The sequence below is a fragment of the Microbacterium sp. GbtcB4 genome (genome assembly GCF_019091465.1).
Taxonomy (GTDB): Bacteria; Actinomycetota; Actinomycetes; order Actinomycetales; family Microbacteriaceae; genus Microbacterium; species Microbacterium paraoxydans.
This window is the reverse complement of the sequence record NZ_JAGXJJ010000009.1, coordinates 102,798-122,396: the sequence shown is the minus strand read 5'-3', so window position 1 is coordinate 122,396 and position 19,599 is coordinate 102,798. Positions and strand designations below refer to the sequence as shown.

The following is a 19,599-nucleotide window of genomic DNA, read 5'->3' as shown; positions in this document are numbered from 1 at the left end:
GTTCAGGCGGGCTCCTCGTCAACGGGGACCGGGGCACCGGCCGGGTTTCCGGTGCTCTTCTCCGTGTCGATCGCCTGCTGCAGCAGCACCACGGCGGCGACCTGATCCACAATGCTACGAGAGTTCTTCTGTGATCGCCCAGAACTCCGCAACGCCGCATGCGCCGAGACCGTGCTCAGACGCTCGTCGACGAGGCGGACCGGCACGCCGCTGCGCGCTTGGAGAGCCGCCGCGAACTCGCGCGCATCCACCGTCGACGGCGTGTCCGCACCCTGCATGTTCACCGGCAGACCGACGACGATCTCCAGCGGCTCGTGCTCCGCAGCCAGCTCCGCGATGCGCGTGAGCGAGCGCTCGTCGCGGGGTACGGTCTCGACGGGGACGGCCAGCATGCCGTCCGGATCGGACCGCGCCACGCCCACGCGGGCCCGGCCGACGTCGATGCCGAGCCGGACCCCGCGGCGATAACCGCTCACGCGCCGCGCAGCCCCTGGGAGACGGCCTCGAGCGCGGCGGGCAGTGCCGCTGCGTCGGTACCGCCACCCTGGGCGACGTCGTCCCGACCGCCGCCGCCTCCGCCGAGCACACCGGCGGCGCGCTTCGCGAGCGCACCCGCCTTCGCACCGGCACCGCGCGCGGCCTCGTTCGTGGCGACGACGACGACAGGGCGACCGTTGACGACCGCACCGAGCGCCACGACCGCGGGGTCGGAACCCAGCCGGTCGCGCACGCCGTTGACGAGCTCGCGGACATCGTCCGCGGAGGCCACGTCCCCCAGCGTCTGCGCCGCCACGCGGTAGTCTCCGACGCGCGTCGCGGCCTCGGCGATCGCGGGGATGCGCCCCGCCCGCTCCTTCGCCTCGAACTGCGCGATGCGCTTCTCCGCGGCCTTGAGGCTCGCGGCGAGATCGGCGATCCGCTCCGGGAGCTGCTCGCGCGGGGTCTTCAGAGAGGCGGTGAGCTGCGAGACGAGAGCCCGCTCCGCCGCGAGCTCACGGAAGGCATCCGCGCCGACGAGAGCCTCGATCCGGCGGTTGGAGGCGCCGACCGACGACTCCCCCACCACGCTGACCAGACCGATCTCCGCACTGGTCGACACGTGCGTGCCGGCGCAGAGCTCTCGCGACCACGGGCCGCCGATGTCGACCATCCGCACGACGTCGCCGTACTTCTCGCCGAAGAGCGCCATGGCGCCCGCTTCCTTGGCCTCGTCGAGCGTCACGATGCGGGTGGTCACCTCGAGGGCGTCCTGCACGGCGCGGTTCGTGATCTCCTCGATCTCCGTGCGGGTGTCGGTCGACAGCGCCTGCGACCAGGCGAAGTCGAACCGCATGTACCCGGCACGGTTGAGCGACCCGGACTGTGTGGCCGTCGGACCGAGCGTGTCGCGGAGGGCGGCGTGCACGAGGTGGGTGGCGGAATGCGCCTGCCGAGCGGCGCGCCGGTTCGCGGCGTCGACGATCGTCGTCGCGATGTCATCGACCGCGACCGTGCCGCGGGAGACCTCGACCGTGTGGCTGATCAGCCCCGGGACCGGACGCTGCACGTCGAGCACCTCGAGCTCGTAGCCGGGGCCCACGATGGTGCCCTTGTCGGCGACCTGACCACCCGACTCGGCGTACAGCGTCGTCTCGGCGAGCACGACCTCGGCGATCTGCCCCTCGGCGGCGCTGCGCACCGGCGCCCCGTCGACGAGCAGGCCGAGCACACGGGACTCCACCTCGAGGGCCGTGTAGCCGTCGAAGCCCGTCTCGCCCAGCGCACGCAGGTCGCGGTAGACCGAGACATCCGCGAGCTGGCGCTTGCGATTGCGGGCGTCGTCCTTTGCGCGCTGACGCTGCTCCTGCATGAGGGAGTCGAACGCGGCACGGTCCACGTCCAGCCCGGCCTCTTCGGCGACCTCCAGGGTGAGGTCGATCGGGAAGCCGTAGGTGTCGTGCAGCAGGAACGCCTCGGAACCGCTGAGGGTCTTCCCGCCACTCTTCTTCGTCTCGTCGAGCGCGAGGTCGAGGATGGTCGATCCCTGCGCCAGGGTGCGCCGGAAGGTCTCCTCCTCGGCGAAGGCCGCCGAGGAGAGCACGGACCAGTCGCGCTCCAGCTCCGGGTACGCCGACTTCATCGCATCGCGGGAGGCGGCGAACAGCTCGGGGAACGCGGGGTCGTCGACACCGAGGAGACGCATCGCGCGCACGGTCCGGCGCATGAGGCGCCGCAGGATGTAGCCGCGGCCCTCGTTCGACGGACGCACGCCGTCGGAGAGGAGCATGAGCGAGGAGCGCACATGATCCGCGATCACCCGGAAGCGGACGTCGTCCTCGTGGACCGCACCATAGCGGCGGCCGGAGAGCTCGACGGCGCGGTCGAGCACCGGACGCACCTGGTCGGTCTCGTACATGTTCTCGACGCCCTGCTTGAGGAAGGCGACACGCTCCAGCCCCATGCCGGTGTCGATGTTCTTCATCGGCAGCTCGCCGACGATGTCGAACTCGGTCTTGCCGCGGATGTTCTCGATGAAGTCCTGCATGAACACGAGGTTCCAGATCTCCAGGAACCGCGAGTCGTCGACCGCAGGGCCGCCGTCCTTGCCGTAGGCAGGGCCGCGGTCGAAGAAGATCTCGGAGTCAGGGCCGCCGGGACCGGGCTGGCCGGTGTTCCAGTAGTTGTCCGCGCGACCGAGGCGCTGGATGCGCTCCGGCTTGAGCCCGATGATGTCGCGCCAGATCGCCTCGGCCTCGTCGTCGGTCTCGTAGACGGTGACCCAGAGGTCCTTCTCGTCGAAGCCGAGGCCACCGTCGGCCTCCGAGCTCGTGAGCAGCTCCCAGGCGTAACGGATCGCGCCTTCCTTGAAGTAGTCGCCGAACGACCAGTTGCCGAGCATCTGGAAGAACGTGCCGTGACGCGCGGTGCGCCCGACCTCCTCGATGTCGTTGGTGCGGATGCACTTCTGCAGGTCGGCGATGCGCGGATGCGGCGCCGGGACCACGCCCGTGAGGTACGGGATCATCGGGACCATGCCGGCGACCGTGAACAGCAGAGAGGGGTCGTCGCTGACCAGGGATGCCGAGGGGACGATGAGGTGGTCGTTCTTCTCGAAGTAGGAGAGGTAGCGCTGCGCGATTTCCGCAGTTTTCATAGGAGTGCCGGATGTCCTTGCGTGAGGGGGCGCGCCGAGGCGCAGATGCGGGGGGTCAGTTCTCGCCCGGCTCGGTCAGCCGAGCCTCCTGCGCGCGATACGCGTCGCTGAGGATCGCGGCGAGGCCGTTGAGGCGGGCGTCGACGTCGGCCAGGATGTCGTGGCCCCGCGGGTCCTTGTTCATGAAGTGAGCCGCGACGAAGCCGCCGATCACGCCGATCAGGAACCACAGCACATTCTTCATGTCGTCATCCTTGCCCTAGAGCCGCGAAGGCGCGGTCTCTCCATCGTAGGCGGAAACGACAGGAGGCGTCGGGAACCCCGACGCCTCCTGCCTGATGCTCTTCCGCTGGATCAGCGAGCCGCGTAGTACTCGACGACGAGCTGCACTTCACAGGTCACGGGGACCTCGGCGCGCTTCGGACGACGGACCAGACGGGCCTGGAGCTTGTCGAGCTCGACCTCGAGGTAGCCCGGAACGGCGGGAAGGACCTCGGCGTGGCCGCCGGCGGCCGCCACCTGGAAGGGCTCGGTGCCCTCGCTCTTGGGCTTCACGTGGATGAGCTGACCCGGCTTCACGCGGAACGACGGGCGGTCGACGAGCTGGCCGTCGACGAGGATGTGACGGTGCACGACGAGCTGGCGAGCCTGCGCGGTGGTACGGGCGAAGCCCGAACGCAGCACGAGGGCGTCGAGACGCATCTCGAGCAGCTCGACCAGGTTCTCACCGGTCAGACCGTCCTGACGACGGGCCTCGTTGAACGTGTTGCGCATCTGCTTCTCGCGGATGCCGTACTGCTCGCGCAGACGCTGCTTCTCGCGCAGACGGACGGCGTAGTCGCTGTCGGCCTTGCGCTTGGTGCGGCCGTGCTCGCCCGGAGCGTAGGGACGCTTCTCGAGGTAGCGGGCGGCCTTCGGGGTGAGAGCCACGCCGAGAGCGCGGCTGAGACGCACCTTGCGGCGGTCCTGGGACTTCGTGGTCACGAAGCTGTCCTTCCGATGACGCGGTCGCGACTTTCGCGACTCGCGGACGTATCACCCGCGTTCTGCCTTGGAGCGCACGCCGGGGCGCCAGCAAGGTGGGGTATGAACGAGGAGATGCCCGAAAACTCGGTTTCGAGCCGCTCAATTCTATCAGACGGCGGCCGAAGCCCGGGGCCGGCGGTTCAGCGGTCGCCGAGGATGCGGCGGATACGCTCCAGCCGCGCGCTGATGTCGCGCTCCGCGCCGAGGTTCTTCGGCTCGTAGTAGTGCCGCCCGTCGAGCTCGTCGGGCAGGTACTGCTGCGGCACGATCCCGAACTCGCTGTCGTGCGCGTAGCGATAGCCGCGGCCGTGCCCGAGGCGCTTCGCTCCGGGGTAGTGCGCGTCGCGGAGGTGAAGCGGCACGCGCCCGAATCCCCCTGCGCGGATGTCGGCGATGGCGGCGTCGATGCCGACGTAGGCCGCGTTCGACTTCGCGGTCGTGGCGAGATAGACGGTGGCCTCGGCGAGCGGGATGCGCCCCTCCGGCATCCCGATGAAGGCCACCGCGTCGGCCGCGGCCACGGCGATGCCGAGGGCCTGGGGGTCGGCGAGCCCCACGTCTTCGGAGGCGGAGATGACGAGCCGACGGGCGATGAACCGCGGGTCCTCCCCCGCCTCGATCATGCGGGCGAGGTAGTGCAGCGCGGCGTCCGGGTCGGAACCCCGGATCGACTTGATGAAGGCGCTGATGACGTCGTAGTGCTCGTCGCCCTGGCGGTCGTAACGGAGCAGAGCCTTGTCGACGGCCTGCGCCACGTCGTCGGCGGTGACCTCCGGGACGACCGTCTCCGGGTCTTCGCCGTCGTGGTCGGCTTCGGAGGCGGCGGCGTGCGAGAGCGCCACGGCAGCGGCGGCCTCCAGTCCGGTGAGGGCACGACGGGCGTCCCCCGACGCGAGGCGGATGAGCGCCGACCGCGCCTCGTCGCTGAGCGCGACCGTACCGGAGAGTCCGCGGGCATCCGACACCGCGCGGTCCACGAGCACGCCGATGTCGTCATCGGTGAGCGGCTGCAGCGTGAGCAGCAGCGACCGGGACAGCAGGGGCGAGATCACCGAGAACGAGGGGTTCTCCGTGGTCGCGGCGATGAGGATGACCCACCCGTTCTCCACGCCGGGCAGCAGCGCGTCCTGCTGGGCCTTGGTGAAGCGGTGGATCTCATCGAGGAAGAGGATCGTCGTCTGCCCGTACAGGTCGCGCTGGGTGATCGCCTCCTGCATGACCTCCCGCACATCCTTGACGCCGGCGGTGATCGCCGAGAGCTCGACGAACCGGCGACCGGACGAGCGGGCGATGGCCTGCGCGAGCGTGGTCTTTCCGGTGCCCGGCGGACCCCAGAGAATGATCGACACCGCGCCGGGCGAGCTGGCCTCCGGATCGGCGAGGGCCACGATGGGCGACCCGGCCCGCAGCAGGTGGCGCTGCCCCGCGACCTCGTCCAGCGACACCGGGCGCATGCGCACGGCGAGCGGTGTCTGCCCGGAGAGCAGGGCGGAGGGAGAGGACATTCCTCCAGGCTAACGGCGGCCGGGGACACGAGGCGAGGCCGTGCCCCCGGTAGGCTCTCAGGCGACGTCGTGGAACGGCGTCGGACGGGAGAGACAGGGCATGGCCGCACGCGGTTCCAAGAAGGCGCAGACACGCACCGAGGCGGAGCGCGCCCGGCTGCACACCGCCCGTACCCGCTGGCACCAGGACCAGATCCGCCGGCGCACCCGCGACAACATCATCGCGGTCACGGTCGGCTCCCTCATCGTCGTGGGCGCCATCGTCAGTCAGGTCGTGCACGCGCAGGTGACCACACCGGAGCCGACGCCGTCGCCCTCGTCGTCGACCGCTCCCTCCCCGGCGCCGAGTGACACCCCGAGCCCGGCACCGACCGCTCCCGAGACCCCCTCGGAGTGAGGCTCTCCGGCGTCGTCAGTCCTCGTCGAGGACGGCGAGCCGGTACCCGCGTTTGACCACGGTCTGCACGAGGTCCCCGTCGCCGAGGGCCTCCCTCAGCCGCGCAACCGCGACCTCGACCGCACGCGCACTGCGTCGACCACCGGGGAGCACCTGGCCGATCTCGGCCCTGGTGAGCACGCGCCCGTCGGCGACGAACAGGGCCTCGAGGATGCTGACCGCGCCGCGGGAGAGCGGGACGAAGCCGCCGTCGATCAGCGCGCCGCCGCTGCGCACCGCCAGCCGACCCGCCGCAGTCCGCCGCTCGAGGACCCCGTGTGTGAGAGGGGCGAGCGCGCTCCGGGCAAGATCGTCCGCGGTGGGCCCGCACGACGTCGATGCCGGCAGGCCGTTCTCCACCAACCGCGCGGTTGCAGCGGCATCGCTGGTGGCGAGAAGCAGGCGGGACGCGCGCGACCGCTCGCGGATGGCGTCGAGCATGCCCAGTCGTTCCACCGTCCCGAGCCACCCGGGCAGGGCCTCCGCCGCGGGGAACAGCACCGCGTCCACCTGACCGGACGCGATCCGGTACAGCGTCCGCTTGGAGCCGGCGGGGATCGCGTGGTCCGCCCGCGGCGGAGTGATCCGCACGACCTCCGAGCCCGTCGCCGCGAGGATCCGCAGAAGCGTGTCGACGTCGACCGGCTCCGGACGCACCGGCCGCGGCACCTCGACCACCACGACGCGGCAGCCGACCAGCGCCGGAGCGGGACGCGGGGGCGCACTCATGCCGAGCCCTCCGCCGACCTTGCACCACCGGCGCGCCGTCCTGTCCGTGACGGGTGCCGGACGACGGCGATCGGGCCTCCGGGCCGCGCGAGGTCCGCCCCGCCGATCAGGGTCTCCGGAACGAGGGCGCCGGCGCTTCGCAGGTCCGCGAGTGCGTCCGGCATGTCCTCCGCCCGGAGGCCGCTGACGGCGAGGAGCCCTCGATCGATCCGTACCGTCGCCTCCCGTCGTGCCGCGAGGCGACCCACGACGAGGAGCAGCGCCCCGTCGGAGTCGGCGCCGACGCGCACCTCCAGGACAGGAGCGGCCGTCGTCCCGCGGAGACGCACCTCGGGGCGAAGGGTTCCGCGGTCGCCGGGCCGTGCGCCGAAATTCACCTCGGCGCGCTCCTGCAACGCGAGCGCGAGACGGCGGAGGCAGGGGCCGCATCCGCGGCTCTCGACCGCACCGTCCAGGGCCTCCGCGACGGTCCGGATTCCTCGGTCCGTGAGCTCCGCTGCCAGCACCTCCAGCGGCGCGGACGGCAGCCCATGTGTGCAAGCCTCCGCACCGTCCTCGGCCACGGCGGCGGCCAGCAGCGCCCGCGCCGCCCTCTGACCGTCGAGCGACCCGGGCGCGAGCCCGGCGAGCGACGCATCCGCCGACGCGCCGATGACCGTCACGCGGTGCACCACGCGGGCGTCCTCGGAGAGCACGACCTCCCCGAACACGCGGTCTCCGCGGCTCGGAAGCGGGACGTCGACCGTCGGTTCGTCACCGTCCGCGACACGCAGGGTCACGACCTCGATACCGCCGGGGCTCCCGTGCCACCCGTGTCCCACGGGGCTCGCGACCCGAGCGCCGAGCAGGGTGGCCGCCGCTCGATCCGCGGACGCCAGGGCAGCCTCCGTGCCGCCGGATGCCGGGTCCGCGGCGACGTCGCCGATCGCGAGGACGCGCGGGTCGGACGTCCGCCCGTCCGCGTCCACGAGGACACCGCCGCCCGGCCGCGTGCGGAGCCCGGCGTTCCGTGCCAGCTCATCGCGTGCCCGCGCACCCGTCGTCACGATGAGGTCGGTCCGTGCGAACGTGCCGTCCTGGAACTCCACGGCCGTCACCGCGCCCGTCGCGTCGGGGTCCACGCGGGTCACCCGCGTCCGCATCCGGACCGCGATACCGCGCGCCTCGATGATCCCGCGGAGTGCGCTCGCCGCCGGAAGCGTGAGGTGCGTGGGCAGCAGGCGATCCGCGGCGTCCACGATCGTCGTCTGCACCCCGGCGTCGTGCAGCGCGCATGCGGCGTCCACTCCGCCCTCGTCGCCGCCGACGACGACCGCGCGTAGCGCCCGCGGCATCTCCGTCGCACGGACCGCGAGGAACGCACGCAGCATGTGCGCGTCCTCCATCGTGCGAAGGAGGAAGGAGCCACGGGCACGGATCCCCGGCAGGTCGAGCCGATGGGCGTGGGTCCCCGTCGCGAGTACGAGCGCGTCGTAGTCGTACCACCGCTGCGAACGCGTCCGCACGCGGTGCCCTCCCCTGTCGATCCGCAGGACCCGGTCGTCGTCGATGAGGCGGACGCGGTCGTCGCGGAACGGCGCGCGGTCGAGCTCCCCCGCCGACGCCGGGCTGCCGCCGACGACGCGCGCCAGTCCGGAACGGTCGTACGGCAGGCGTCCCTCGTCCCCGAACACCGTGATCCGCACGGCACGGTCCGGGTCCTCCAGCATCCGCGCGACGAAACGATGCGCCGCGATGCCCGCCCCCACGACGACGATGTCCACTGTGCGCGCTGGGATGTCGTCCATGGAACTCCTGTCGACCTGGGGACTGTCGTGGTCGCGACGATAGGAGCGCCGTGTTACCCGCAGATGACGCGCAGTGTGTCCTGCATCGAACGTTCTGCTCACGAAACGGTAACGTCCCACCCCGCGAGACCCCGCCTCGTCGCCGAGACCCCGCCTCGTTCGCGCACGAATCACGGGGTCTCGGCGGGAAGACGGGGTCTCGCGGATCAGAGAGTGCGTACTAGGCTGAGCCTCGTCCTTTCCGCCTCCCGCGGCCTGACCGCGCAAGGAGAATCACCGTGTCTGCCAACGAGCCCGCGAAGCCGACCCCGCCCGTTCCCACCCCGCCCGCCGTGCCGATGCCGCGGAAGACGCCGACTCCGGCCGCCGTCACACCGGCCGCAGCGAAGCCGACTCCGGTCTCGTCCGCCGGCGAATGGGGCCGCGTCTCCGAAGATGGCACCGTCGAGGTGCGCGAAGGCGAGTCCTGGCGCGTCGTCGGCCAGTACCCGGACGGGACCCCCGACGAGGCTCTCGCCTACTACGTCCGCAAGTACGACGACATCGCGTTCAAGGTCGTCGCCCTGGAGCAGCGCCACCAGGCCGGCGGTGCCTCCGCGAGCGACCTGTCCAAGCAGGCCGCGCACCTCATCGACGAGGCCACGGATGCCGCGGCCGTCGGCGACCTCGCCGGTCTCCGCGATCGTCTCACCGCGCTGACCGCGTCGCTGTCCGAGGCCACCGCCCAGGAGGCGCAGCAGGCGAAGGAGCTCGTCGAGCAGGCCGTCGCCGAGCGCACCGCCCTCGTCGAGCGTGCCGAGGCCATCGCCGCCCGCGACCTCAGCAAGGTGCAGTGGAAGCAGGTCACCGCCGAGCTCAACGAGCTCTTCGAGTCCTGGCAGGCCCAGCAGCAGAACGGTCCGCGCCTGTCGAAGGGCGTCTCGCAGCAGCTCTGGAAGCGGTTCCGCGACGCGAGGGCCGTCGTCGACAAGCACCGCCGGGCGTTCTACTCCGAGCTCGACGATGCGCACAAGGCGGCGCGTGATGCGAAGTCGCGACTGGTCGAGCGCGCCGAGGCCCTGGCCCCGCGCGGTGTCGACGGCATCCCCGCTTACCGATCGCTCCTCGACGAGTGGAAGACGGCCGGTCGCGCCGGACGCAAGGCCGACGACGCCCTCTGGGCACGTTTCAAGGCCGCCGGCGACGCTCTCTACGCCGCTCGTGCCGAGCAGGCCGCAGCGGAAGAAGCCGACTCCGCTCCGAAGATCGAAGCCCGCCAGGCGCTGCTCGAGCAGGCCAAGGCTGTCGCCGACGAGCCGAACATCAAGCGCGCCCGCGCCCTGCTCACGCGCATCCAGCGCGAGTGGGACAAGGTCGGCCGCATCTTCCCGCGCGACAAGGAGCGTGCGCTCGACGACAAGCTCCGCGTCATCGAGCAGGCACTCAAGGCCCGCGAGGACGTCGACTGGAAGAAGAACAACCCGGAGACCAAGGCGCGGGCGAACGACATGAGCTCGCAGCTCCACGAGGCGATCGAGAAGCTGGAGGCGGAGCTCGCAGCCGCCGAGGCCTCCGGCGACAGCAAGGCCGCCAAGGAGGCCGCGGACGCCCTCGAGGCCCGTCGCGCCTGGCTCAACGCCCTGGGTGGCTGAGCTCTCCACAGATCCACCGATCTCCGCACGAGCGGGGTGCAGGCCGCCACACTGGCGGGATGCACCCCGCTCTGCTGTATCTGCCCGGCGCGCGACTCAGCGTCTGTGAACTCAGCGCCGCCCGCCTCGACGGACATGTCATCGAGGTCGGCGACGCCTACATCCCCGCTGATCTTCCCGAATCCGCCGATGTCCGTGCGAGCAGCATCGCCGCCCTGGTCCAGGAAGGTGCCGCCGCGTGCGGGCCGAGCGCCGCCTGGATACACGGGGCGGGCGATGCCCCGCCGTCGATCCATCACGTGCGTCGCTGTGTGGAACGTCGTGTGCGCCCGCGGGTGCACACCCGCGTGTCCTTCCACGACACGATGGTCCCGGAGAAAGACGTGCGCCGCCTCGGCGGGATCTTCGTGACGTCTCCCGTCCGCACGATGTGCGATCTCGCCACGACGCTCCACCGCGATCCGCGTGTGCTGTCCTGGATGCAGGCGCTCGCCCCTGCCCACCCCACGGCTCTCGAGGGTGCGATCCGGGCCCTCAAGGGAGCGCACCGGGTTCCCGGGAGCGTCAGCGGCCTCGCCGCGCTGGAGAGGCTCCTCAGGAGGAGGTGACGCGGTAGACGTCGTAGACCGCGTCGATCCGGCGCACCGCGTTCAGGACCCGGTCGAGATGCACCGCGTCGCCCATCTCGAACACGAAGCGACTCAACGCCAGGCGCTCGTCGGTCGTCGACACGGTCGCCGAGAGGATGTTCACGTGATGCTCGCTGAGCACCCGCGTGACGTCCGAGAGGAGGCCGGAACGATCGAGGGCCTCGACCTGGATCTGCACCCGGAAGACGCTCTTCGTCGTCGGTGCCCAGGAGACCTCGACGAACCGATCCTGCTCGCCGCTGAGGGCCTTCACGTTCACGCAGTCCGCCCGGTGCACGGAGACGCCGCTCCCCCGCGTGACGAACCCGACGATCGGATCGCCGGGGACGGGCGTGCAGCACTTCGCCAGCTTCACCAGGATGTCGTTCGCGCCGCGCACGAGCACACCGGAATCGCCGCCCCGGGACTCGCGGGTCTGGATGCTTCCCGGGAGGTCGATCGCGCCGGTCGTGGGCTCGTCGGTGGCGACGAGCGCGGTGACCTTCTCGAGCACCGACTGCGTCGAGACGTGCCCCTCGCCGACGGCGGCGTAGAGACCCGAGACGTCCTCGTAGTGCATCTGGTGGGCGACCTCGGTGAACGAGTCCTGGCTCATCAGACGCTGCAGCGGCAGGTTCTGCCGGCGCATCGCGCGCGCGATGGCCTCCTTGCCCTGCTCGATGGCCTCTTCGCGGCGCTCCTTGGTGAACCAGCCGCGGATCTTGTTCCTGGCGCGCGTGCTCTTGACGAAGCCGAGCCAGTCCTGGCTGGGTCCCGCATCCGGGTTCTTGGACGTGAAGACCTCGACGACGTCGCCGCTCTTCAGCTCGGACTCCAGCGGCACCAGGCGTCCGTTGACCTTGGCGCCCATGGTGCGGTGCCCGATCTCGGTGTGCACGGCATAGGCGAAGTCGACCGGGGTGGCACCGGCCGGGAGACCGATCACCCGCCCCTTCGGCGTGAAGACGTAGACCTCCTTGGCGCCGATCTCGAACCGGAGGGAGTCGAGGAACTCGCCGGGGTCCGCGGTCTCGGCCTGCCAGTCGGAGATGTGTGCGAGCCACGCCATGTCGGTGTCGGAGGCGCGGACCTCGGCCTTGCCGCCGCCGTTCATCCGCTCCTTGTACATCCAATGCGCGGCGACGCCGTACTCCGCCTGGTGATGCATCTCGTGCGTGCGGATCTGGATCTCGACCGTGCGTCCGGCCGGGCCGATCACGGTCGTGTGCAGCGACTGGTAGAGGTTGAACTTCGGGGTGGCGATGTAGTCCTTGAACCGGCCGGGCAGCGGCGTCCAGCGGGCGTGGATGGCCCCGAGCACGGCGTAGCAGTCGCGCACGGAGGAGACGAGGACACGGATCCCGATCAGGTCGTAGATGTCGTCGAACTCGCGGCCGCGGATGACCATCTTCTGGTACACCGAGTACAGCTGCTTGGGCCGGCCGACGACCTTGCCGCGGATGCGCAGGTCGCGGAGGTCTTCGTCGATCTCCTCGATGACCTGGCTCAGGTACTTCTCCCGCTGCGGGGTGCGCTGGGCGATGAGGCTGTGGATCTCGTTGTAGATCTTCGGGTGCAGGACGGCGAAGGAGAGGTCTTCGAGCTCCGACTTGATCGCCTGGATACCGAGGCGGTTGGCCAGCGGCGCGTAGATCTCGAGCGTCTCCTTGGCCTTCTTCGCGGCCTTCTCCGGCGGGACGAAGCCCCAGGTGCGGGCGTTGTGCAGCCGGTCGGCGAGCTTGATGAGCAGCACGCGGATGTCCTTCGACATCGCGACGATCATCTTCCTGACGGTCTCGGCCTGGGCGCTCTCGCCGTACTTGACCTTGTCGAGCTTTGTCACGCCGTCGACGAGCATCGCGACCTCATCGCCGAACTCGGCGGTGAGGTCGGTGAGGGCATAGCCCGTGTCCTCGACCGTGTCGTGCAGCAGGGCGGCCGCGATCGCCCGCGGGCCGAGCCCCAGCTCCGCGAGGATCTGGGCGACGGCGAGCGGATGCGTGATGTACGGCTCGCCGCTCTGCCGCTTCTGCCCCTCGTGCTTCTCCTTGGCCACGGCATAGGCGCGGGAGATGACGGCGAAGTCGCCCTTGGGGTGGTTCGCCCTGACGGTGCGGATCAGGTTGTCGAGATCGTTGATCCGGGACGCACGCGAGAAGATGCGGGGCACCAGCCGTCGCAGACTCGAACCCTGCGATGCCGTCTGCGGCTCCGCCATCCACTCACCTCCGAATCAGACAATCCTACGCGCGCTGAGCGGGGGTCGGCCCCGCAACGGGGGCGTCAGGCTTCGACAGCCGCTTTGGCTCGCGCAGCGCGGATACGGGCGTCGCGCTCCTTGATCTGCGGCTCGTTCTCGCGGAAGAGCGAGTACAGCGGCGCGGCCACGAACAGGGTCGAGTAGGTCGCCACGAGGATGCCCACGAAGATCGACAGCGAGATGTCGGTCAGCGTCTCCGCACCGAGCCAGAAGGCGCCGATGAAGAGGATCGCACCGACCGGCAGCGCGGCCACCACGGAGGTGTTGATCGAGCGGATGAGGGTCTGGTTCACCGCGAGGTTGACCGATTCCCCGAACAGCCGCGACGTCTTCTCCCCGTCCTCCGTGGTGTTCTCCCTGATCTTGTCGAACACGACGGTGGTGTCGTACAGGGAGTACGCGAGGATCGTGAGGAAGCCGATGACGGCCGCGGGCGAGATCTCGAATCCGGCCAGGGCGTACACGCCGACCGTGATCACGAGCACGTCGAGCAGGCCGATGATCGCGGCCGCCGACATCTTCCACGTACGGAAGTAGATGGCGAGGATGAGGAAGGTCAGCGCGAGGAAGATCGCCAGGCCCCACAGGGACTGCCGGGTCACGCTCTCGCCCCAGGCCGGACCGATGTACGAGGAGGCGACGGCGTCCGGTTCGACGCCGTAGGCATCCGCGAGGGCGCGCGCCACCTGCTGCGTCTCGCCCGCGGTCATCTGGTCGGTCTGCACCCGGACATCCTGGTCGTTGACGATGACGACCTTGGTCGCGGCACCGGGGACGACGGACTGCACCGCTTCGGTCGCGGTGTCCTGATCCGTGGTGTCGGGCGCAGCGACGGTGAACTGCGAACCGCCGGTGAACTCGATCGAGAACTGGATCGGGCGGAACAGCGGCACGAGGGCCGAGCCGACGACCAGAGCGATCGCGATGATGAACCAGAGACGACGGCGCCCGACGAACGGGAAGGACGTCTTGCCCGTGTAGAGGTTGTTGCCGAACTCATTCATGGAAGGCATCAGTTGTCTCCCTCACTTCCGGCCGTGGTCTGTCTCTCGGCGGCGAGGGCCTCCGCCCGCTTGCGCTCGGCGATGGTCTGCCGGCGATCCGCCTCTCCGCGCGAACGCGCGTTCTTCGCTCCGCGCCCCGCGGACGCCGTGGCGACCTCGCGGTACTGCGAGCGGCTCCGGTACACGGCGCCCAGGGCCTCCGGATCCAGACCGGAGAGCTTGTGCCCGCCACCGAAGAACCGCGTACGAGCGAGCAGCTGCATCACCGGGTGGGTGAAGATCACGAAGATCAGCACGTCGATCACGGTGGTGAGGCCGAGCGTGAACGCGAAGCCCTTCACCGTCGAGTCGGCGAGGATGTACAGCACCACGGCGGCCAGGACGTTGATGGACTTGGAGATGTAGATCGTCCGCTTGGCCCGACCCCAGCCGTCCTCGACGGCACCGGTGATCGACTTGCCGTCGCGCAGCTCATCGCGGATGCGCTCGAAGTAGACGATGAAGGAGTCGGCGGTGAAGCCGATCGACACGATCAGGCCGGCGACGCCGGCGAGCGACAGGCGGAAGCCGATCCGCCACGCCAGGATGCAGATGACGATGTAGGTCAGCACTGCCATCACCGCGATCGACGCGATGATCACCGTCCCGAGCGCCCGGTAGGACAGCAGCGAGTACACCGCCACGAGCGCGAGGCCGATGAGGCCCGCGATGAGGCCGATCTGGAGCTGCTGGGTGCCGAGGGTCGCGGAGATCGTGTCCGAGCTCTGCACCTCGAAGCTGAGCGGAAGGGCTCCGAACTTCAGCTGGTCGGCCAGGGTCGTCGCGCTCTCCTGCGTGAAGCTGCCGGAGATGCTGGGGCGGCCGTCGAGGATGACGCCGTTCATTCGCGGCGCGCTGATGACCTCGCCGTCGAGCACGAAGGCGAACTGGTCGCGCGGCGACAGCCCGTCGATGCGGTTCTGGTTGAGCCGGGTGCTCACCTGACCGAAGGCGTCCGCGCCCTCGCCGTTCATGGTGAGCTGCACGATCCAGGCGCCGGAGCGCGGGTCGCGTCCCGCCGTCGCGTCGGTGATCGCACGGCCGTCGAGCTCCGCCGGGCCGAGGATGAACTTGGCGGTGTCGTCGGGCGAGCAGGCGATCACCGGCTCGTCCTTCGGCGCCTTTGACGGGTCGTTGGACGGGTTGGCGCAGTCGTACGCCTGGAACTCCGCCGCGAGCTTGTCGGTGACCCACGACAGGTCGCTGGCGTCGGTGGGCTCGGCCGTGGGCTCGGCGTTCAGCGAGGGGTCAGGGCTCGGGTACGGGGTGGAGTTGCCGTCCTCTCCGACGAACTCCGTGCTCGCGGCCGTGGTGTAGAGCACCGGACGGAACTCGAGCTGGGCGCTGGACTGGATCCGCTGCCGCGTCTGCTCGTCCGCCTCACCGGGGATCTGGACGACGATGTTGCGTCCACCCTCGGTCGTGATGTCGGCCTCGGCCACACCGGAGGCGTCGACGCGCTGACGGATGATCGCCGCGGCCTGGTCGAGCTGCTCCTGTGTCGGTGCCGCGCCGTCCTCCGTCTCCGCGCTCAGGACGATCTGGGTGCCGCCCTGCAGATCGAGCGCGAGCTCAGGTGTCCACGAACTCTGCTTGAAGACGTACACACCCAGCGCGTTGATGCCGAAGAGCACGCCCGTCACGAGGAGCAGGCCGAGGAGGACCCGCCAGGCGTGACGGACAGGAGAGGATGAAGCCACGTGTGTTCAGCTTTCTGGAAGGACGGTGATCCGGGAGGCCGCGACGGCCCTCGTCTTACTTGTCGTCGGCGTCCCGCTCGAGGCGGGCACGGGTCTCCTCCGGCGTCTCCAGCGCGGGAGCGGCGGTCTCGTCGACGACGTGGTCGTCCGCGGCGTCGACGGGCGCGTCGACGATGGCGTCCTTGGGCTCCACGACGCGGAGGATCGCCTGGCTGTGCACCTCGATGACGGTACCGGGAGCGATCTCCACCAGGGCCGGGGAGTCGAGGTCTTCGGCGTCGTACGCGACGATGGTGCCGTAGATGCCGCCCTGCAGCAGGACCTTGGCGCCGGGAACCGTCTTGGTCGCCTTCTCCTCCTGCTCGGCCTTCATCTGCCGGGTGCGCTTGCGCGTGTTGAAGATCATGAAGATCAGCAGGACGGCGAGGAGTCCGAAGAGGACAAATTCCATGGGCATGGGGATGGCGCCTTTCTCAGGTGCACGCACCAGCCTTTGGGCGCACAGCGGTATCGGGGAAGTCTTCAGCGATTATAGGTCATCCAACTTCAGCATCCCGTCCGGGTGCGCCACGCCGAGGTGGGCATACGCCTCCGGCGTCGCGACCCGCCCGCGAGGGGTGCGACCGAGGAAGCCGATCCGCACGAGGTAGGGCTCGACCACGCTCTCCACGGTCTCCGGTTCCTCCCCCACCGCGACCGCCAGTGTGCTGAGGCCGACGGGCCCGCCGCGGAACCGACGGACCAGGGCGTCCAGCACCGCGCGGTCCAGACGGTCCAGGCCGATCGCGTCCACGTCGTAGAGGTCGAGCGCCGCCCGCACGCCCCCGAGGGTCGCCTCGCCTCCGCCGTGCACGAGCGCATAGTCGCGCACCCGGCGCAGCAGGCGATTGGCGATGCGCGGGGTCCCGCGGGAGCGTCGCGCGATCTCGGAGAGCGAGTCGGTCGGGAGGTCGACACCGAGTACCGAGGCGGACCGCCCGATGACCTGCTCCAGCTCGCCCTCGTCGTAGAACTCGAGGTGACCGGTGAAGCCGAAGCGGTCGCGGAGCGGGTTCGGCAGCAGTCCGGAGCGCGTGGTGGCGCCGACGAGCGTGAACGGGGACAGCTCCAACGGAATGCTGGTGGCCCCCGCGCCCTTCCCGACCATGATGTCGATCCGGTAGTCCTCCATGGCGAGGTACAGCATCTCCTCCGCCGACCGGGCCATGCGGTGGATCTCGTCGATGAAGAGGACCTCGCCGGGCACGAGACTCGACAGCAGCGCCGCGAGGTCGCCGGCGTGCTGGATGGCCGGACCGCTGGACATGCGCAGCGGACGGTCGCTCTCGTGCGCGACGATCATGGCCAGTGTGGTCTTGCCGAGTCCCGGGGGCCCCGCGAGCAGGATGTGGTCCGCGGGGCGGGACTGGATGCGGGCCGCCTCCAGGAGCAGCTGCAGCTGTCCACGTACCTTCTGCTGTCCCACGAACTCGCCGAGGCTCGACGGCCGGAGAGCGCCCTCGATGGCGAGCTCGGACTCGTCGGTCGGCTCGGTCGGATCGAGGGCGTCAGCCACGACTCTGGCCTGCCTGCGCCGGGCCGAGCAGCGCGAGCGTGCGCCGCAGCAGCAGGGCCACAGAGGCCCGCTCGGCATCCGTGGCGTCCGTCGCCGTCTGGGTCGCCGCCTCGGCGGCGACCTTCTCGGACCAGCCGAGGCCGACCAGAGCCACCGTCACCTGGGCCACGACACCGTCCCCTCCCGACCCGGCGGGCGTCGACGGGGCAGCCACGGCCTGGACCTTGCCGGCGAGCTGCACGACGATGAGCTTCGCGGTCTTCGGTCCGATGCCGGAGACCCGGCGGAACGGTGCATCGTCCTCTGCGGTCACGGCCTCCGCGATCTGGTCCGCGGTGAGGTGCGACAGCACCCCGAGCGCAGACTTCGGGCCGACGCCGGTGACGCTGAGCAGCAGGGAGAAGATCTCCAACTCGCCGCGGTCGGCGAAGCCGAACAGCGAGAGCGAGTCCTCGCGCACGATGAGGCTCGTGTGCAAGAGGAGCTTCTCCCCCACCGTTGCGGTGTGGGCGACATCGGCGGGGACGGCGACCGCGAAGCCCACGCCCCCGACGTCAATGATGACCTGGTCCGGCGTCGTGTGCAGCACGGTGCCGTGCAGAGAGGAGATCATCCTGTCAGTCTAGGAGCCGGCTCGTAGATATGTTCGAGCGACACGCTCCGCGTCGGCCCACGCGCGCTGCGCGGGAGTCAGGCCGCCACCCGTGCGACTCGTCGACGGAGCGCCGCGGCGCCAAGCGTGACACAGCGCGATCGCCAGGGCGTCCGCCGCGTCCGCGGGCTGCGGAGGCGCGTCCAGCCGGAGGATCCGCGCGATCATAGCCTGGACCTGACGCTTGTCGGCGGAGCCGTACCCGGTCACCGCGGCCTTCACCTCGCTGGGCGTGTGGGTCGCCGCCGGCAGGCCGGCCTCGGCCGCGATCAGGAGGGCGACCCCGCTCGCCTGCGCCGTGCCCATCACGGTGTGCGTGTTCTGCTGCGCGAACACCCGCTCGACCGCGACGGCATCGGGCCGGTGCTCGGCGATCGCCGCGCGGATCCCCGCGGCGACGATCGCGAGCCGGTCGCCGATCTCCGCATCCGGGGCGGAGCGGATGACTCCGACGTGGACGAGCGTGCCGCGACGAGCGCGATCGACGTCGACGATGCCGACACCGCACCGGGTCAGTCCGGGGTCGATGCCGAGCACGCGCAACGAAGTGGTCACCTGACCAGGCTAGGCCGCGCGCCGCGTCGCCGGCTCGCGCCGCGCCTACGCGTCGTCGTTCTCGAGCTCTGCCTGGACCTCGGCCGACAGATCGAAGTTGCTGAAGACGTTCTGCACATCCTCGCTGTCCTCGAGCGCATCGATGAGGCGGAACACCTTGCGGGCGGTCTCCGCGTCGATCTCGACCTTGAGGTTCGGCACGAACTCGACGTCGGCCGACTCGTACTCGATCCCGGCGTCCTGCAGGGCGGAGCGGACGGCCACCAGGTCGCTCGCCTCGGTGATGACCTCGAAGCCCTCGGCGTGCGGTTCGATCTCCTCGGCGCCGGCCTCCAGCGCCGCCATCATGACGTCGTCCTCGGTCGTGCCCTCGGAACCGACGACGATGACGCCTTTGCGGCTGAAGTTGTACGCGACGCTGCCCGGATCGGCGAGGGTGCCGCCGTTGCGGCTGAGCGCGGTGCGTACCTCGGCCGCTGCACGGTTCTTGTTGTCGGTCAGACACTCGATCATGAGGGCGACGCCGTTGGGACCGTAGCCTTCGTACATGATCGAGGTGTATTCGACGGCCTCACCGCCGATGCCGGCGCCGCGCTTGATGGCGCGGTCGATGTTGTCCTTGGGGACCGAGGTCTTCTTCGCCTTGAGCACCGCGTCGAAGAGCGTCGGGTTGCCCTGCAGGTCGGCGCCGCCCAGCTTGGCCGCGACCTCGATGTTCTTGATGAGCTTGGCCCAGGACTTCGCACGGCGCGCGTCGATGACGGCCTTCTTGTGCTTGGTCGTGGCCCACTTGGAATGCCCGGACATAAGTCTCCGCTCGTCGTCTGCGCCCCGGAACGCCGCCCAGGGCGTCGTCCAGTCTATCGAACCGTGCCGCGGCACCGCTGTCGTCCCCCTCGCGCAGGCGTTCGCGCGAGTTCAGGCACCTGCGTGCGCACGCGCCTGAACTCGCGCCGAT

The 19,599-nt window shown here is 70.2% G+C and carries 18 protein-coding genes; 3 read left to right on the top strand and 15 right to left on the bottom strand.

Annotated features, from left to right (window positions below):
* Positions 1-2: 2 nt before the first annotated feature.
* From ruvX to KVS71_RS14815, 5 genes are all read right to left on the bottom strand, one after another.
* Positions 3-476 carry a Holliday junction resolvase RuvX gene (gene ruvX / locus KVS71_RS14835; RefSeq protein ID WP_217584905.1) on the bottom strand — a complete coding sequence of 158 codons (474 nt, stop codon included), beginning with the start codon at positions 474-476 and terminating at the stop codon, positions 3-5.
* Positions 473-3,133 carry an alanine--tRNA ligase gene (alaS, locus tag KVS71_RS14830; protein WP_105949865.1) on the bottom strand — a complete coding sequence of 887 codons (2,661 nt, stop codon included), beginning with the start codon at positions 3,131-3,133 and terminating at the stop codon, positions 473-475. Before alaS ends, ruvX begins: the two co-directional genes overlap by 4 nt.
* Before the next feature lie 55 nt (positions 3,134-3,188).
* Positions 3,189-3,377: a hypothetical protein gene (locus KVS71_RS14825; protein WP_025103513.1), complete on the bottom strand. Its 189-nt coding sequence runs from the start codon at positions 3,375-3,377 to the stop codon at positions 3,189-3,191.
* A 110-nt stretch (positions 3,378-3,487) separates the two neighbouring features.
* On the bottom strand, positions 3,488-4,117 hold the full coding sequence (gene rpsD, locus KVS71_RS14820; RefSeq protein ID WP_060922265.1) for a 30S ribosomal protein S4: 630 nt from the start codon (positions 4,115-4,117) through the stop codon (positions 3,488-3,490).
* A gap of 182 nt (positions 4,118-4,299) precedes the next feature.
* Positions 4,300-5,664, bottom strand: a complete 1,365-nt coding sequence (locus KVS71_RS14815; RefSeq protein WP_082750059.1) for a replication-associated recombination protein A — start codon at positions 5,662-5,664, stop codon at positions 4,300-4,302.
* Positions 5,665-5,764: 100 nt separating this feature from the next.
* Between KVS71_RS14815 and KVS71_RS14810 the strand changes: the two genes are divergently transcribed.
* On the top strand, positions 5,765-6,061 hold the full coding sequence (locus KVS71_RS14810; RefSeq protein WP_144881107.1) for a hypothetical protein: 297 nt from the start codon (positions 5,765-5,767) through the stop codon (positions 6,059-6,061).
* Positions 6,062-6,076: 15 nt separating this feature from the next.
* Here the strand turns inward: KVS71_RS14810 and KVS71_RS14805 are convergent, their stop codons facing one another.
* Together KVS71_RS14805 and KVS71_RS14800 are read right to left on the bottom strand one after the other, a co-directional pair.
* Positions 6,077-6,829: a winged helix-turn-helix domain-containing protein gene (locus KVS71_RS14805; protein ID WP_217584904.1), complete on the bottom strand. Its 753-nt coding sequence runs from the start codon at positions 6,827-6,829 to the stop codon at positions 6,077-6,079.
* Positions 6,826-8,616, bottom strand: coding sequence for an FAD-dependent oxidoreductase (locus KVS71_RS14800; RefSeq protein ID WP_217584903.1), 1,791 nt, complete (start codon positions 8,614-8,616; stop codon positions 6,826-6,828). Before KVS71_RS14800 ends, KVS71_RS14805 begins: the two co-directional genes overlap by 4 nt.
* Before the next feature lie 278 nt (positions 8,617-8,894).
* On the opposite strand from KVS71_RS14800, the gene KVS71_RS14795 reads away from it, so the two are divergent.
* Positions 8,895-10,247, top strand: a complete 1,353-nt coding sequence (locus tag KVS71_RS14795) for a DUF349 domain-containing protein (RefSeq protein ID WP_368874935.1) — start codon at positions 8,895-8,897, stop codon at positions 10,245-10,247.
* A 59-nt stretch (positions 10,248-10,306) separates the two neighbouring features.
* A complete protein-coding gene (locus tag KVS71_RS14790; RefSeq protein ID WP_060922269.1) occupies positions 10,307-10,855 on the top strand; it encodes a hypothetical protein in 549 nt (182 codons plus the stop codon).
* Here the strand turns inward: KVS71_RS14790 and KVS71_RS14785 are convergent.
* The 8 genes from KVS71_RS14785 to KVS71_RS14750 all read right to left on the bottom strand — a co-directional run bounded on the left by KVS71_RS14785 (position 10,842) and on the right by KVS71_RS14750 (position 19,448).
* A complete protein-coding gene (locus KVS71_RS14785; RefSeq protein ID WP_060922270.1) occupies positions 10,842-13,094 on the bottom strand; it encodes a bifunctional (p)ppGpp synthetase/guanosine-3',5'-bis(diphosphate) 3'-pyrophosphohydrolase in 2,253 nt (750 codons plus the stop codon). The two genes, KVS71_RS14790 and KVS71_RS14785, sit on opposite strands and share 14 nt — an antisense overlap.
* A 65-nt stretch (positions 13,095-13,159) precedes the next feature.
* On the bottom strand, positions 13,160-14,149 hold the full coding sequence (gene secF, locus KVS71_RS14780; RefSeq protein WP_060922271.1) for a protein translocase subunit SecF: 990 nt from the start codon (positions 14,147-14,149) through the stop codon (positions 13,160-13,162).
* Positions 14,149-15,879, bottom strand: coding sequence for a protein translocase subunit SecD (gene secD / locus KVS71_RS14775; RefSeq protein WP_060922272.1), 1,731 nt, complete (start codon positions 15,877-15,879; stop codon positions 14,149-14,151). The genes secF and secD overlap by 1 nt, the downstream gene beginning before the upstream one ends.
* A gap of 55 nt (positions 15,880-15,934) precedes the next feature.
* On the bottom strand, positions 15,935-16,330 hold the full coding sequence (gene yajC / locus KVS71_RS14770; RefSeq protein ID WP_060922273.1) for a preprotein translocase subunit YajC: 396 nt from the start codon (positions 16,328-16,330) through the stop codon (positions 15,935-15,937).
* A gap of 78 nt (positions 16,331-16,408) precedes the next feature.
* Positions 16,409-17,434 (bottom strand): Holliday junction branch migration DNA helicase RuvB, encoded by a 1,026-nt coding sequence (ruvB, locus tag KVS71_RS14765; RefSeq protein WP_060922274.1) that lies wholly within the window; start codon positions 17,432-17,434, stop codon positions 16,409-16,411.
* The gene (gene ruvA / locus KVS71_RS14760; RefSeq protein ID WP_217584902.1) at positions 17,427-18,047 is read right to left on the bottom strand and encodes a Holliday junction branch migration protein RuvA; all 621 of its coding nucleotides are present in this window, start codon (positions 18,045-18,047) and stop codon (positions 17,427-17,429) included. The genes ruvB and ruvA overlap by 8 nt, the downstream gene beginning before the upstream one ends.
* 9 nt (positions 18,048-18,056) lie before the next feature.
* The gene (gene ruvC, locus KVS71_RS14755; protein ID WP_060922276.1) at positions 18,057-18,641 is read right to left on the bottom strand and encodes a crossover junction endodeoxyribonuclease RuvC; all 585 of its coding nucleotides are present in this window, start codon (positions 18,639-18,641) and stop codon (positions 18,057-18,059) included.
* 45 nt (positions 18,642-18,686) lie between these two features.
* Positions 18,687-19,448, bottom strand: coding sequence for a YebC/PmpR family DNA-binding transcriptional regulator (locus KVS71_RS14750; protein ID WP_060922277.1), 762 nt, complete (start codon positions 19,446-19,448; stop codon positions 18,687-18,689).
* Positions 19,449-19,599 lie beyond the last annotated feature (151 nt).